The following is a 14,277-nucleotide window of genomic DNA, read 5'->3' on the forward strand; positions in this document are numbered from 1 at the left end:
CGGCAGGAAAGGAGTGATGACAATGCTTAACCGGGAGATTCCGTCCGCCAGCCGCGACGCGAAGCTCACCGTCCGCTTGCCGCGGAGATGGACTTCATTTTTTGTAAGCGTGTTCAAAAATCGTATATCGTTTTACTTTCTTGCGCCTTACCTGTTCTTCTTTACGTTGTTCACTATTATTCCCGTAGCGGCTTCTATCGCGATGAGCTTCTCCTACTACAACATTCTGGAGCCGCCGAGGTGGATCGGCATCTCCAACTACAAGCTGCTGTTCCTCGATGACGATGTGTTCCTGACCGCGCTCGCCAATACATTCAAATTCGCAATCGTATCGGGACCGATCGGCTACATTATGTCCTTCCTGCTGGCGTGGCTCATTAGCCAGATTCCCCAGAAGTACAGGTTCTTCTATACCGTCTGCTTCTATACCCCGGCCATCACGAGCGCGATCGCCATGTCCATCGTCTGGTCCTATCTGTTCTCGGGAGATCGCTATGGGTTAATCAACCACTTCATGATGCGAATCGGCCTGTTCAGAGAGCCGTGGCTGTGGCTGCAGGATGTGGATACGATACTTCCTGTGCTGATTATCGTGCAGCTGTGGATGAGCATGGGCGTCGGCTTCCTGGCCTTCCTGGCCGGCTTGGCCAATGTGCCGCGTGACATGTACGAGGCGGGCGCGATCGACGGAGTAAGATATCGCTGGCAGGAGCTGTGGTACATTACCATTCCCTATGTGAAGCCGCAGCTGCTGTTCGGAGCAGTGCTGCAGGTCGTCACGGCATTGCAGGTATTCGACATTAGCGTGCAGCTCGTCGGCATGCCCAGTCCGCTCTATGCAGGTCATACCGTCATGACCCATCTGTTCGACTACGCCTTCATCCGGTTCGAGATGGGCTACGCGACAGCGATCGCGGTCATTCTGTTCGGCCTGATGGTGGGCATCAACCGCATCATATTCAACATTCTCGGAAGCAAGGGGGGATAGGCATGAGAGGGGCAACTTCGATTGTGAAAGGCAAGCGGATTGACTGGAGCGGCATCTTCCTCTATGTCTGGCTTACGGCATTCGCGCTTCTCATGCTGGCTCCGCTCGTCTATATGGCCTCGACCGCATTCAAGCCGATCTCGGAGCTGTTCCTGTTCCCGCCGCGCTTCTTCGTCATCGATCCGACATGGGACAATTTCTACGATTTGCTACTCGTTACGGAGACGTCGGCCGTTCCGTTCACACGTTATATTTTCAATAGCGTCGTCGTCACTGCCGCAATCGTGATCTTCAGCATCGTCATTGCGACGATGGCGGCTTATCCGCTAAGCAAGCACATGAATATGCCGATGCGCGAAGCGATATTCAAGCTTATCATTCTAGCCCTGATGTTCGCGCCGCAAGTGACGCAGATTCCACAATATCTGGTCATCAGCAACCTGGGGCTGATGAATACGTACTGGGCGCTTATCTTCCCGCATCTTGCCGCTCCGATCGGATTGTTCCTCATGAAGCAGTTCCTGGATCAAATACCGGATGTGCTGCTTGAAGCGGGTCAGATCGACGGAGCGGGGCAGTGGACGATGTTCACGAAGATTATCGTTCCTCTGTTGAAGCCGGCTATCGCCACATTGGCGCTGCTTACGTTCATTGCGGCTTGGAACGATCCTTGGTCCGCGATGGTCTACACGACGACGGAGACGATGAAGACGCTGCCGCTTGCCGTGCAGACGATCAGCGGAGGGTACGGCGTAGTGGCGCGGGTGGGCACGCTCGCCGCCGCTTCCTTCCTGATGATCGTACCGACCATTATCGTATTCGTCATCACACAGCGCCGCGTACTGGAGACGATGGCGCACTCGGGTATTAAGTAGCGGGGAGGGATTGCAATGGGAAGCGGTTCGATACGGGCCGGTATCGGCATTCTAGTCATCTTCATACTCGCTCTTCTATACCCTCACCGGGTAGGAGCAGAAGGTCCGTATGAAGGCTATATATACAACAGTCTAGAGCAAGCGGCTGGCTCGGTGAACGGCTATCTCTATCAGGATTCGATAGACGGCTACGGGATGGCCTCCGGCCCCTTCAAGAATCCGCAGGATCTGTTCGTGGCGCAGGACGACACGCTGTATATTGCGGACAGCGGGAACAACCGCATCGTCCATATGACTGTGCGCAAGGAAGTGCTGAGGGTATATGGGGACGACGAGGGCCCTGGTCTATTGAACAATCCCAGAGGCATGTTCGTGGCGGAGGATGGCACGCTGTACGTCGCGGATACAGGGAACAACCGTATTGCCTTGTTCAGCGGTAGCGGCCAGTTCGAGCGGGACTTCCCGGTGCCGGACACCACCTTGCTGGGTGAGGGCTTCAGCTATCATCCCATTAAGCTGGCGGTCGACAAGCGGGGGTATATGATCGTCGTCAGCGAGGGCTTCTCTCAGGGTCTGATTCAGCTGACGCCGGACGGTGAATTCGCGGGCTTCTTCGGTGCGAACCACTTGCCGTTCAGCCTAAGCAGGCTGCTTGTTAATGTGCTGACGACGGAGGAACAGAAGGCGTCCATCGCCAGAGAGAGGCCGCCCGAATTCTCCAATCTGTATCAAGACAAGAAGGGATTCATCTATACGACATCGCTCGGCATCCCCTACAACCAGGTGAAGCGGCTCAGCGCAGTCGGCGTGGATACGCTGAATAATGCCTCCGACGGGAAGGAGAGTGGCTGGTTCGGGGGCGATTCCAAGGTGAGGTACGGCGATCTGCGTATGCGGAAGGAGAATTACATCTCCCAGTACGATGCGTTCCATGATGTGACGGTCAGCGACGACGGCATGATTACCGCGCTTGACCGGACGACGGGCAAGGCGTATCAGTACAACAGCGAAGGCGATCTGCTGTTCATATTCGGCGGCTTGGGCAGCCAGAACGGCTTGTTCCAGTCGCCGGTCAGCATCGCCGAGACGTCGGACGGCATGATCTATATCGCCGACAGCGCGCGCAGCCGAATCGATCGCTTCTACCCGACGCCGTTCTCCAGGAAGGTGCACGAGGCTACATCGCTGTATACCGCAGGGCATTACGAGCAATCGATGGAGCCGTGGCAAGAGGTGATCCGCTTGAGCAGCAATTACGAGCTGGCTTATCTAAATATCGGCAAGGCGCTTTATAAGCAGAAGAAATTCCGCGAAGCGATGAGCTACTTCAGGTTGGCGGGCTCGCGCGCAGACTATTCCAAGGCGTTCCTGGAATATCGCACTGCGTGGCTCCGTGATCACTTCCTGCAAGTGGTGGCAGGGTTGTTCGCCTTGTATATCGCTTGGAAGCTCGCCAGGTTCAAGTATCGCCTGGCGCGGGCTGGAAGAACTGGGAGAGAGACGGAGGAGGGAGTAAATTGAATGTGTTGGCTATGACTCGGCGTGTCTTGCTTCATCCATTTGACTTCTACGAGGAGCTGCAGTCGAGAGGGGCGGCTCGGCTCTCTCACGCTCTGTGGATTGTGGCAGCTACGATCGTCGCCAGATTCCTCTCGCTCTATTCTGTCAGTTATATCTTCCAGGCTCGTGAAGCGTTCGAAATATCACTTATCGTGGAAGTTGTCGTCATAGTTATACCGTGGGCCACCTGGGCGGTTGCCAATTGGGGGGTCAGCACCATTATGGACGGGGAAGGCAAGTTTGTTGAAGTGGCTGTAGGCAGTGCATATGCTTTCGTGCCGTATACAATATTTGCTTTTCCCATCGCCTTGCTCAGCAATATCCTGACGGAGGACGACAAGTTCCTGTACGGCGTTATCATTGGCTTCGTCTACGTATGGGCAGCGTTCCTGCTCCTGATGCAAGTGAAGATTTTGCACGACTTTGAATGGTCGAAAATGTTCTTTGTCACTCTGCTGTCGGTATTCGGAATGCTCGTGATCTGGTTCATCCTTCTGCTGCTGTACGGACTAATCGATCAAGGCTTGTCGTTCGCCGTCAATCTGTATAAGGAAATGAACCTGCGAATATAAGGAGGGGGACTATGAGGATGAAAGGAGCTGCCGTATTCATCTGGGTATGGGTCGTGCTGCTGGCGTCATGCACCTCCCCCGAGAATGCGGCAACGGGAATTGTTCAGCAAGAAGAGACGCCGGTCGAGACGATGCAACTGGAGCAATGGTTCCAGACGTCGCTTGCGGAGCAAGCGCAGCGCCCAGGGCTTGCACTTGTCGCGGAGAATGCCAGTCTTCAGCTGTATTACGCGGAGAGCACGGGGAATGTGGAGCTCGCGGACATCCGGACTGGGAATCGCTGGAGAGGAGCGCCCGAGCTGGATGAATCCGTGAAGGGAAGCATGCGGAGCCAGCGGGAAGCGCCCGTATATGTGCGCTATTCAAGCCCTACCGGTGCGATTACGGAGACGTATCCCGCCAGGGAGGATGGCAAGGTGACGGTCAGTTTGATCCCGCAAGGGGTGCAAGTCGACTACGATCTGCAATCCGTCGGTATCGCGTTCTCCATGCAGTATCGTCTACGCCATGATGCGATGGAAGTGACCGTGCCTCAGAGCTCGATCCGCGATGACGGCGGTAATAAGCTGGTCGGCATTGAGCCGCTGCCGTTCTTCGATGCTGCGGCGCCAGTCGAAGAAGGCGGCCTATTCTACCCCGACGGCTCGGGGGCGGTCATGCTGTTCAAGGAGGAGGGAAGCCCGTTCATCGAGCGGTACCGCGAGCCTGTCTACGGGCCGGATCACGCTGTCGCCTCCAAGACGCATGAGAAGCTCGCCTATAACCAAGAAGAGAATGTTAGCATGCCTCGCCGGGAGAAGGTGGCTCTGCCCGTATTCGGCCTCTATCGGGACAATCGCGCATACCTCGGCATCATTACTGCCGGACAATACGATGCGTACATTCATGCCAGTCCGAAAGGGTTCCGTAATGCGGAATACTACCGGGCCTCTACAGAGTTCATATACCGCTATGAAGATGTGATGTTCCTCGGCAAACGGACGTCGATCGCCACTCCCATTGCGCAAGGCGAGCGGATAGCAGGCGACCGGACTGTGCGTTATGTGCTCCTTCAAGGGGAGGATGCGGATTACAGCGGCATGGCGCATGCATACCGCCAATATGTGATGGAGGAGCAGGGTGTGCGGCCTGTGAGTCAGCCTTCCGAGCTCCCCTTTCAGCTGACGCTTCTGGGCGGCGTGCAACGCAACGAGATGATCGGCAAGTCCTTTGTTAGCATGACAACATTCCCTCAAGCGCGGCAATTGATCGAGCAGTTGCGAGCAAGCGGCATACCTAGGCTGGAAGTCATGATCGACGGCTGGTCCAAGGACGGCCGGTACGGCGCCCAGCCGCAGCACTTCCCGGCAAGCCGCCAACTGGGCGGCGGGTCTGCGCTGCAGCAGCTGGCTGCTTATTGCAAGGAGCAGGGCATCCCACTTTATCTGGCGGCCAATTATGTGAAGCCTTACAGTCAGCGTGCGGATATATCGCCTTCGCGGGACGGGATAAGAGGTATTCATAAAGAAGTGGTTGTCATCACCCGTCCTCAGCGCGATACATTGCAGCAGTCCAATCAGGAGTTCACTTATCTCAATCCCGACGTTGCTCTCAAGCGGATGAACAAGGAGCTTGCCGGCTATAAGCAGCTAGAGGTGGCAGGGCTACATCTGGATGGTATGGGCGATACGCTCTATTCCGATCATAACCGCAAGCGGCCATCCACCAGAGAGAATACGGCGCTGCATTGGCGAGAGGCGCTTGCGGCGGCAGGCGGTATATCCGGCGGTGGAGCGACGGTGGATTACGGCTTCGGCTACGCCCTTGATCTGGCGGATCACATTCGTGATGTGCCGCTTAGTTCCAGCGGCTTCATCTATGAAGATTATGCCGTTCCGTTCTATCAGATGGTCATTCGCGGCCTGATCCCTTACTCTGCGCCGCCCTCCAATCTGAGCGACGATCCGGAGCTGAACAAGCTGAAGCTGCTGGAATACGGCGCCAGTCCGAGCTATCTGCTCACCTACGAGCAGTCCAGCAAGTTGAAGCGCACTCTGGCTGATGACGTATACAGCTCGCACTTCGAGCAATGGTTGGAGCCGGCGGTGGAGGAATACGAAGAGTTGGCCGCATTGCTCGGCAAGGTGGCGGGAGAGGCGATCGTACGGCACGACAGATTGTCGGAGCATGTAGCCCGGACGGTCTATGCGGGAGGCGCGGAAGTGATTGTGAACTACGGAAGTCAGAATATGTCGGTCGGCGAAGTGACGATTCCCGCTAGAAGCTACGTCATGACAGAGAGGGGGGGTAACCCGTGACAGGGATAAAGCTGAAGCTGTCTATGCAAGCCCGGCACGTTGCGGAAGCCTATTCGTTCATCGGACTGTGGATCGTCGGCTTCTTCGCTTTCCTGGCTGTTCCCATTGCCCGCTCGCTCTACTACTCGTTCCATGAATTGCAAGTAACGCCCGACGGGCTGGTCGCCACGTTCACGGGGATGAGCAATTACCGGACCGCATTCACGACCGATGTGAACTTCGTACCCGCTCTGCTCAAGACGGTCGGCATTATGCTCCTCCAAGTACCGCTCATCCTCGTCTTCGCCATGTTCGCCGCCTTGCTGATGAACCGGCATATGCGGGGACGCATGCTGTTCCGGGCGATCTTCTTCCTCCCTGTCATCATCACGTCGGGCGCCATTCTGGAGCGGCTGCAGCAACTGGAAGCGCTTGCGCTGCCGATGACGGAGAGCGACGGGCTCGACATTCTCTACAAGATGCTCCCGGAAGGACTGGTCATACCCGTCATGCAGTCGCTAGATTCGCTGTCGCTCGTGATGTGGGGAGCGGGCGTTCAGATTGTCATCTTCATAGCCGCGCTGCAGACGATACCTTCCTCCCTCTATGAAGCGGCCAAGTGCGACGGGGCTACACCGTGGGAGAGCTACTGGAAAATTACGTTCCCCATGATTGTGCCCATGGTTCTGGTCAATACGCTGTTCAGCATGATGGAGTCTTTCACGCATATGAACAACGAAGTGCTCGCCTATATATTCGGAGTGACGTTTGAACGTATTCAGTTCGGATACGCTTCCGCGCTGGGGTGGATTTATTTCGTCTGCATGTTCGTCGCCATCGTCCTGGTGCTCTATCTGTTCAGGGGCGGGAAGCGGGACGAAGGCCGGATGAGCGAAAGGAGGGGATAGCGATGCGGAAGCTTCATTCGGGCAGTCGCGCGGCGACGTGGAACGATATCAGGAGCAAGCGATTGCGCCATGCGCTGCCGTCCCTGTTTTACTACATTGTAGCGCTGAACTTGTGCTTCGTGTTCATCTATCCGCTGCTGTATATGCTTACCCAGGCGATGATGCAGCCTTCGGATTTAATGGACGGCACGGTCGTCTGGATACCGAAGGGCGTTACGATCGCCAATTATATCGTCGCGCTGGATAAGATGGAATTTCTGCTCACCTTCAAAAATACGCTCATCTTGTCTCTCGGCGGCGGCGTCTTGCAGGTGCTGGGCTGTTCCCTGGCGGCGTACGGATTCGCCCGTTACCGATTCCCCGGCTCCCGCATCTGGTTCTTCCTGCTGCTGTGCGCGTTCCTCATTCCGCCGCAGACGATGATGGTGCCGCTCTACTTGTTCTTCAGCGATATCGGCTGGACCCAGTCGTTCCTGCCCATGCTGGTGCCGTCCGCTTTCGGTCACGGCTTGCGCGGCGCGCTGTTCGTCCTCGTCTTCATTCAGTTCTTCAAGGGCATGCCGAGCCAGTTGGAAGAGGCGTCCAGAATCGACGGCGCCGGAGCGTACCGCACCTTCTTCTGGATTATCATGCCGCTGGCAAGGCCGGCCATTCTCGTCGTCTTCTTGTTCTCCTTCGTGTGGCATTGGAACGATCTGTTCGAGGCCGGACTGTATATTACGACAGGAGAGAATATGACGTTGAGCCAGAAGCTGCTTGTGATCAAGTCGCTGACTTCGGGAGAGACTTCGGTGCTAAGCGACGATACGATGGGCGGCGCATCGCTGGAAGGCCCGCGGCTGATGGCGGCAGCGGTCGTCACGATTTTGCCCTTGCTGCTCATGTACCTGTTCGCCCAGCGCTACTTCGTAGAGAGCATCGAGCGCACCGGGCTGACTGGAGAATAAGCCATGAAAGAACAGACTACGGCTAGGAGGTGATCCCTTTATTGGCCTGTCTTCTTGGTCTTGCATAATCCGGAATGAAATCTTCACAAAAATGAGAAAAGTGAGGGTGAAAAGGGATGAAAAAGAAAATGGTGACCGTGCTGACATTTCTCCTGTGCTTGTCGTTATTGGCCGCGGCATGCAGCGGCAAGGGGGGCGACGAAGCCGGCAATGGGAAGAGCAACGAAGGGCAGAAGGCGAATAGCGATCTGAAAGGCGAGCTGACGTTATGGAGCTTCCAGGGCGAACAGCATAAGCCAATTATTGCGGCATTCCAACGCAAGTATCCCAATATTAAGCTGAATTTCTCGGAGGTAGAGGATTCGCACAACAAATTACTTGTCGCCGTAGCGGCGGGAACGGGAGCGCCCGATGTGGCCTGGATCAACGAGAACCATTACGGCAATAACAAGGCGCTGGAGGGGCTGGAGAATCTGCTAGAGGAGCCGTATAACGCGGGACAATATAAGGACCAATTCAATGAATATGCCTGGAACGCCGGCGTTAACATGAAGGGGGAGCTCGTTGGCTTTCCACTGTTCATGAATCCATACGTCACTTTCTACAGGCAAGATATCATCGAAGCCGCAGGTTATCCGTCGGAACCGGAGGAGTTCGGTGAATTCATCAGGGACGAGGATAATTTGTTCGAGCTTGTCGCTGCGGTCAGGGCACAGAATCCGGAGGCGGTCTTTTTCCGTCATACGCGCGAGCTGTCCTGGATGCTGAATACGGTGGGCTTCTACAATCATGAGCTGGAATACCAGCGCAACAATGACCATTGGGTGCGTGTCATCGACATTACGAAGCGGGCACTGTCGACGGGAGCGCTTCCTTCCATTGAAGGGGTCGATACCAACCAACTGATGGCCAACGGCAATCTTGTTCTGTACTTCAATCCTTCCAGCGCCATCGACGGGTTGATCAAGTACGGTCCCGACTTCAAAGGGTTGTGGCGGACGACGACGGTTCCGTTCGTGGAGAAGACGCCAGGACGCGGTTACACGCAATTGGTCATCCCGTCGCAGAGCAAGAATAAGGAGGCGGCGTGGGCATTCGTCAAGTTCGTCTCGATGGACCCCGAGGGAGCGGAATTGATGTCGAAGTCCCAGAACATTGTGATGGCTTACAAGCCAGTGAAGGATTTGCCATTCGTTGAATCGGAAGGGCATGAGTTTTTCGGCGGGCAGCTGATGCACAAGTTCAATTATTCGCTTGTGGATGAGATGGAGTTCCCGATCGGCTCGCCTCTGGAGTCGGCGGCGCAGAAGGTGTGGCAGGAGGGCATTGACGAAGGGGTAACGAAAAATATGGACTCCAGGGCGCTCATGACGCAGTTAATGGAGAGAATTGAAGCCGAGGTGCAGCAGCAGAAGCAGGAGTTGCTCGGCAAGTAAGCAGTTGAAGCGCGTCGGCATAAGCAGAGGCTGCTTGGCTGAATAAGAACATTGTGCGAGCGTATTCGTCATGACGAACGCGCTCGCACTTGCAGTTGGCGCAACGTCATTATTAAGCCGAAGGATGATGGAATATGTTCTTAACGATGGAGAAGCTGGAGAAGAGGGTGGAGGAGCTCGACGGCCACCGTTACAACCGGAACAAGTCGATTCCAATTCCTTCCTTTCGAATGTGGGTCGATGAATCGGCGGATGTCGGGATCATGCCGCCGACGGATGCGGAATGGCAGGCGCTTGCCGTAGGCGAGCATTGGGGCGGTTGGGACATGACCGCCTGGCTGAAGGTGGACATTGTTATCCCGGAGCAGTGGAGGGGATTGCCGGTCGTCTGTGTGTTCGATATTGGCAGGACGGGCGGCGGCAATACGTACGGATTCGAGTCCTTGCTCTATGTGAACGGCGTCCCTTATCAAGGAGTAGACAGCAATCATAAGGAAGTATTCTTCCCGCAAGAATACATCGGGAAGCGAACAGAGCTGCTGTTCAAAGTATGGTGCGGGCTGTCCTGTTGGCATAACGGAATCGAGGAGTACTTCGATCTGAGGGTGGAGAGGGCAGAGCTGACGGTGCTGGAGCCCGAAGCGGATGATCTGTATTATACCGCCTGCGCAGCTCTGGGCGCCGTCAAGGTGCTGGATAAGAACAACAGCTCCAGGCCGCCGCTGCTGGCGGCCATCGATCGCGCGTTCGCGGGGATCAATTGGCGATTCCCGGGTGATGAAGCGTTCTACGCCAGCGTATCCGGGGCGTGCCGCTCGCTGAAGGAGGAGCTGGCGTTACTGCCTCGGAACAATGACGTCACGGTCAACTGCATCGGCCACACGCATATCGATGTCGCCTGGCTATGGCGGCTGAAGCATACGCGGGAGAAGGCCGCCCGCTCCTTCGCTTCGGTGCTGCGATTAATGGAGCAATATCCGGAATATGTATTCCTGCAGACGCAGCCGCAGCTGTACGAGGATCTGGAGCGGGATTATCCTGAGCTGTTCCGGCGCATCCGGCAGCGGGTGAAGGAGGGACGCTGGGAAGCGGAAGGGGCGATGTGGCTGGAATCGGATTGCAACATTCCATCCGGCGAATCGCTGGTGCGCCAACTGCTAACGGGCATGCGTTACTATGAACGGCAATTCGGCCTGTCCTGCCAATATTTGTGGCTGCCCGACGTGTTCGGCTACAGCTGGGCGCTGCCGCAGATTTTGAGTAAGAGCGGCTTGAAGTACTTTATGACGACGAAGATTAGCTGGAATATATATAATCGATTCCCGCATGATACCTTCCTGTGGCGCGGCATCGATGGCACTGAAATATTGACCCATTACATTACGACGACATCGGCTGGGAAGCGGGATGATACTCCCATCTCCTATACGTATAATGGTGAAATCCATGCCGATACGGTGACGGGTATATGGGAGGCGTATCGCGACAAGGCGATTAACCATGAGCTGCTGCTTGCCTACGGTTATGGAGACGGCGGTGGCGGGCCGTCCCGTGAGATGCTGGAGCTGCGCCGCAGGCTGGAGCATATGCCGGGCATGCCCAGGACGGTGACGGGGCGGGCGGACGAATACTTCCAACGGTTGGGAGAGAGGGTCGAAGAGACGGACCGTTACGTCCATCGCTGGGACGGAGAGTTGTACCTGGAGCTGCATCGCGGCACCTACACTTCTCAGGCGTACAACAAGCGGATGAATCGGAGAATGGAGCGGCTGCTGCACGACGCGGAGCTGCTGTCCCTGCTGGACAGCACGCTGTCAGAAGGGAGGGACTATCCGCAAGCGCAGCTGAACGAGAGCTGGAAGATCGTGCTGCGCAATCAGTTCCATGATATATTGCCGGGCAGCTCCATTAAGGAGGTGTACGAGGATTGCCGGGAGGAATACGCCGAGGCGGAGCGGCTTGCGGAGGAGGTGCTGTTGACTGGAATCGGCGGACTTGCCTCACTTGTGAACGGAGGTGCCGGAAGCACACCTTGCTGGTTGATCGTCAATACGCTGGCCGCCGAGCGCGACGAACTGATTCGGCTGCCGTGGCAGGCTGAATTCACCGGGGGGCAGTGGTGCGATGCCGATGGTGAAGCGGTGGAATGTGAGCGAGTGAAGACGAAGCGGGGCGATGAGCTGCTGCTGCATGTGAAGGGGATTCCCGGGAGCGGCTATACGACCGTCACGATGCAGTCTGTCGTCGCCAATCACGGCGAACGTGCGTCTCTGGATGAACCTCCTATCGTTGTTCATGAGAATGGCGTGTCTACTCCGTTCTACGAGATTGTCTGGAACGAGCAGGGACAGTGGACCCGCATGTTCGATAAGCGGCTGCAGCGGGAGATTGTGAAGACGGGCGAGGTTGCGAATCGACTGGATGTGCACGAGGATAAGCCGCATGCCCATGAGACATGGGAGATCGATATTTTCTATTACGAGAAAATGTGGCAGATTGACGATTTGCAATCGGTGGAGGTGATCGAAAACGGCCGATTAAGAACGGTCGTCGCGTTCACTTGGCGTTATGGTGAAAGCACTGTCGAGCAGGATGTTGTGTTCTATACGTACAATCCTAGAATAGACTTCGTGACGCGGGTAGATTGGCAGGAACGCCAGCAACTGTTGAAGGCGGCGTTCCCGGTGGACGTGCAGGCGAATAAAGCGACTTACGAAATCCAGTTCGGCCATGTGGAACGCCCCACGCATTGGAATACGAGCTGGGATTATGCCCGATTCGAGACATGCGCCCAGCAGTGGATCGACTATTCGGAACGCGGACTTGGCGTAAGCTTGCTCAATAATTGCAAGTATGGACATGATGTGCGCGACGGCGTCATGCGCATTACATTGATCAAGTCCGGCATCATTCCCGATCCGGGAGCGGATCTGGGCGAGCATCTATTCACCTATTCCCTTCTGCCGCACGGCGGAGACTGGTTCGAGGCGGGAACCGGCGAGCAGGCGCGGCAGTTGAATTCACCGCTGCTTGTCGCACCGCTTCAAGCGGAGCGCAGCGTCTCTGCGAAGGCGGCGCAGTTGCCCGGCAAGATTAGCTTTCTTATGTGCGATGCCCGCCATGTTATCGTGGATACGATCAAGCGGGCTGAAGATGATGATGCATGGATCATACGATGTTACGAAGGTGCGGGAACGAGAGGCAGCGCGCGTTTCGAGTTGTTTGCTCCTATTGCTTCATTAGAGGAGGTCAATTTGATGGAGCGGGAGGGGACGGCGCTTCCGTACGACGGACACAGCTTCGTATCGTATTTTAAGCCATTTCAGTTGAAGACATTCAAGTTGAGGCTGGCGCTTCCGTAACGGCGTCGAGCGATAGGCGATGGGAGGAAGATGCGGTTGGAAATGGATTTTCGTTTTTTGGAATTGGAGGAGCTGTCGCAAGCTGTGGCGCTTGCAGACGCCATCTTTCGCAAGAACGGCGGGAAGAGTATGGGCGACTCCTTCCCGTCTATCTTCCAGCCGGGCATAGGCCACTCTGTGGGGGCTTTCCATGAGGAACGGCTGGTATCGTTCGTGGGGTTAGTACCACAGCGAATCAACGTAGGCCCAGCCGCATTGCGTGTGTTCTCCATGGGGGCGGTATGCACAGATATCGCTTACCGAGGCCAGGGGTTGGCAGGCAAGTTGGTCGCGATGGCGAAGCGGCACGCCATAGAGGCAGGGGCCTCCTTGCTATTCGTATCCGGCACCCGCTCGTTGTATGTCCGGGCAGACTGCTATAAGTTCGGCGCATTCCGCCGATTCCAATATAGCGCAGTGACCGATCAGTCGTTCCAAGCCGCGGACGGGAAGGAGGTGCGGCTGCTGGAGTCACGCGATCTGTTCCGCATGCATGAGCTGGCAGCCGCAAGAACGGTGACGTTCGAACAGAGCGTAAGCGAGCTGCAGTTGCTCTTGCATGCTGCTGCCTATGCAAGCTGCTCCGGCATGCTCCATCAGACGTGGGTAGCCTACTCCGAGGAAGAGATGAGCGGATACGTTATTTTGGCTGTATCCGGCGAAGAGGAACGTGACGGGCGCGGGGCATTCGTCGTGGAATGGGGCGGCAAGCCGGACAGCGTGACAGCTATCGTGATGCATGCGATCAAGCAGGCGGGGCATACCGATCTTCATATGAAGGTGGGGTGGCACGAGGAAGAACTGGCCGATCAGCTTCGTGCGGCTGGATGGGGCGAGTCCTTGGAGGGCAACAGCGGGACGGTGTGCGTGCTGGACAGCGCCGAGTTGTTCCGTCAAGCGGTTCCGTACTGGGAAGCCGAACATGGACTAACCGACGTGTCGTCGAGCTTCGGAAGGGATGGCATGTACGAGGTCAGACAGATGGGGAGGAACACTGCCGTAACGGCTAGCAAGCTCGTCGAGCTGCTGTTCCAACCCCGTTCCGGGCGGTGGGAAGATGGGGACGGATTGCCCCCGATCCCTCTGCCATACATGAGCGGATTGCATTTTATATAAGGAAGTAACGCTATTACCTGTCCAGAGTGAAGCGGAAGTTACGAAGGCAGTTCGAATAGAAAGGAAGGAGCCGACCGGTAGGTCGGCTTCTTTTTGGTGCGCCACGCATGGCGCGTAGCTAGGCGGTGAAAGTCCGCTATGGGGGCTTGCAGTTGCCAACCATTAGCCAAGAGCAAGGGTGTCCATCGCGAGGTGGAA

The 14,277-nt window shown here is 56.2% G+C and carries 10 protein-coding genes; all 10 read left to right on the plus strand.

The annotated features are described in order from the left end of the window. Window positions 1–22: 22 nt before the first annotated feature. The 10 genes from ACFQ2I_RS22180 to ACFQ2I_RS22225 all read left to right on the plus strand — a co-directional run bounded on the left by ACFQ2I_RS22180 (window position 23) and on the right by ACFQ2I_RS22225 (window position 14,079). Window positions 23–988, plus strand: a complete 966-nt coding sequence (locus ACFQ2I_RS22180; RefSeq protein ID WP_377568193.1) for a carbohydrate ABC transporter permease — start codon at window positions 23–25, stop codon at window positions 986–988. A gap of 2 nt (window positions 989–990) precedes the next feature. Beyond that, on the plus strand, window positions 991–1,863 hold the full coding sequence (locus ACFQ2I_RS22185) for a carbohydrate ABC transporter permease (protein WP_377568195.1): 873 nt from the start codon (window positions 991–993) through the stop codon (window positions 1,861–1,863). 15 nt (window positions 1,864–1,878) lie between these two features. Beyond that, window positions 1,879–3,384, plus strand: coding sequence for a tetratricopeptide repeat protein (locus ACFQ2I_RS22190; protein WP_377568197.1), 1,506 nt, complete (start codon window positions 1,879–1,881; stop codon window positions 3,382–3,384). A gap of 2 nt (window positions 3,385–3,386) precedes the next feature. Further along, window positions 3,387–3,995, plus strand: coding sequence for a YIP1 family protein (locus tag ACFQ2I_RS22195; RefSeq protein ID WP_377568213.1), 609 nt, complete (start codon window positions 3,387–3,389; stop codon window positions 3,993–3,995). Between the two features lie 11 nt (window positions 3,996–4,006). Next, window positions 4,007–6,292 (plus strand): DUF5696 domain-containing protein, encoded by a 2,286-nt coding sequence (locus tag ACFQ2I_RS22200; RefSeq protein WP_377568199.1) that lies wholly within the window; start codon window positions 4,007–4,009, stop codon window positions 6,290–6,292. Further along, window positions 6,289–7,179: a carbohydrate ABC transporter permease gene (locus tag ACFQ2I_RS22205; protein ID WP_377568201.1), complete on the plus strand. Its 891-nt coding sequence runs from the start codon at window positions 6,289–6,291 to the stop codon at window positions 7,177–7,179. The genes ACFQ2I_RS22200 and ACFQ2I_RS22205 overlap by 4 nt, the downstream gene beginning before the upstream one ends. Window positions 7,180–7,181: 2 nt before the next feature. Then, on the plus strand, window positions 7,182–8,126 hold the full coding sequence (locus ACFQ2I_RS22210; protein ID WP_377568203.1) for a carbohydrate ABC transporter permease: 945 nt from the start codon (window positions 7,182–7,184) through the stop codon (window positions 8,124–8,126). A gap of 116 nt (window positions 8,127–8,242) precedes the next feature. Continuing rightward, entirely contained in the window at window positions 8,243–9,562 is a 1,320-nt protein-coding gene (locus ACFQ2I_RS22215) for an ABC transporter substrate-binding protein (protein WP_377568205.1), read from the plus strand. 134 nt (window positions 9,563–9,696) lie between these two features. Further along, the gene (locus ACFQ2I_RS22220) at window positions 9,697–12,924 is read left to right on the plus strand and encodes an alpha-mannosidase (protein WP_377568207.1); all 3,228 of its coding nucleotides are present in this window, start codon (window positions 9,697–9,699) and stop codon (window positions 12,922–12,924) included. Between the two features lie 42 nt (window positions 12,925–12,966). Beyond that, the gene (locus ACFQ2I_RS22225; protein ID WP_377568215.1) at window positions 12,967–14,079 is read left to right on the plus strand and encodes a GNAT family N-acetyltransferase; all 1,113 of its coding nucleotides are present in this window, start codon (window positions 12,967–12,969) and stop codon (window positions 14,077–14,079) included. The last annotated feature ends 198 nt before the right edge of the window (window positions 14,080–14,277 follow it).

Origin of the sequence: Paenibacillus chungangensis (genome assembly GCF_042675905.1) — a bacterium.
GTDB lineage: Bacteria > Bacillota > Bacilli > Paenibacillales > Paenibacillaceae > Pristimantibacillus > Pristimantibacillus chungangensis.

What these genes read in the sequence shown, in the direction of transcription:
- ACFQ2I_RS22210 (WP_377568203.1), top strand. Translation starts at nt 7,182, where the DNA reads ATGCGGAAGCTTCATTCGGGCAGTCGCGCGGCGACGTGGAACGATATC.
- ACFQ2I_RS22215 (WP_377568205.1), top strand. Translation starts at nt 8,243, where the DNA reads ATGAAAAAGAAAATGGTGACCGTGCTGACATTTCTCCTGTGCTTGTCG.
- ACFQ2I_RS22220 (WP_377568207.1), top strand. Translation starts at nt 9,697, where the DNA reads ATGTTCTTAACGATGGAGAAGCTGGAGAAGAGGGTGGAGGAGCTCGAC.
- ACFQ2I_RS22225 (WP_377568215.1), top strand. Translation starts at nt 12,967, where the DNA reads ATGGATTTTCGTTTTTTGGAATTGGAGGAGCTGTCGCAAGCTGTGGCG.
- ACFQ2I_RS22180 (WP_377568193.1), top strand. Translation starts at nt 23, where the DNA reads ATGCTTAACCGGGAGATTCCGTCCGCCAGCCGCGACGCGAAGCTCACC.
- ACFQ2I_RS22185 (WP_377568195.1), top strand. Translation starts at nt 991, where the DNA reads ATGAGAGGGGCAACTTCGATTGTGAAAGGCAAGCGGATTGACTGGAGC.
- ACFQ2I_RS22190 (WP_377568197.1), top strand. Translation starts at nt 1,879, where the DNA reads ATGGGAAGCGGTTCGATACGGGCCGGTATCGGCATTCTAGTCATCTTC.
- ACFQ2I_RS22200 (WP_377568199.1), top strand. Translation starts at nt 4,007, where the DNA reads ATGAGGATGAAAGGAGCTGCCGTATTCATCTGGGTATGGGTCGTGCTG.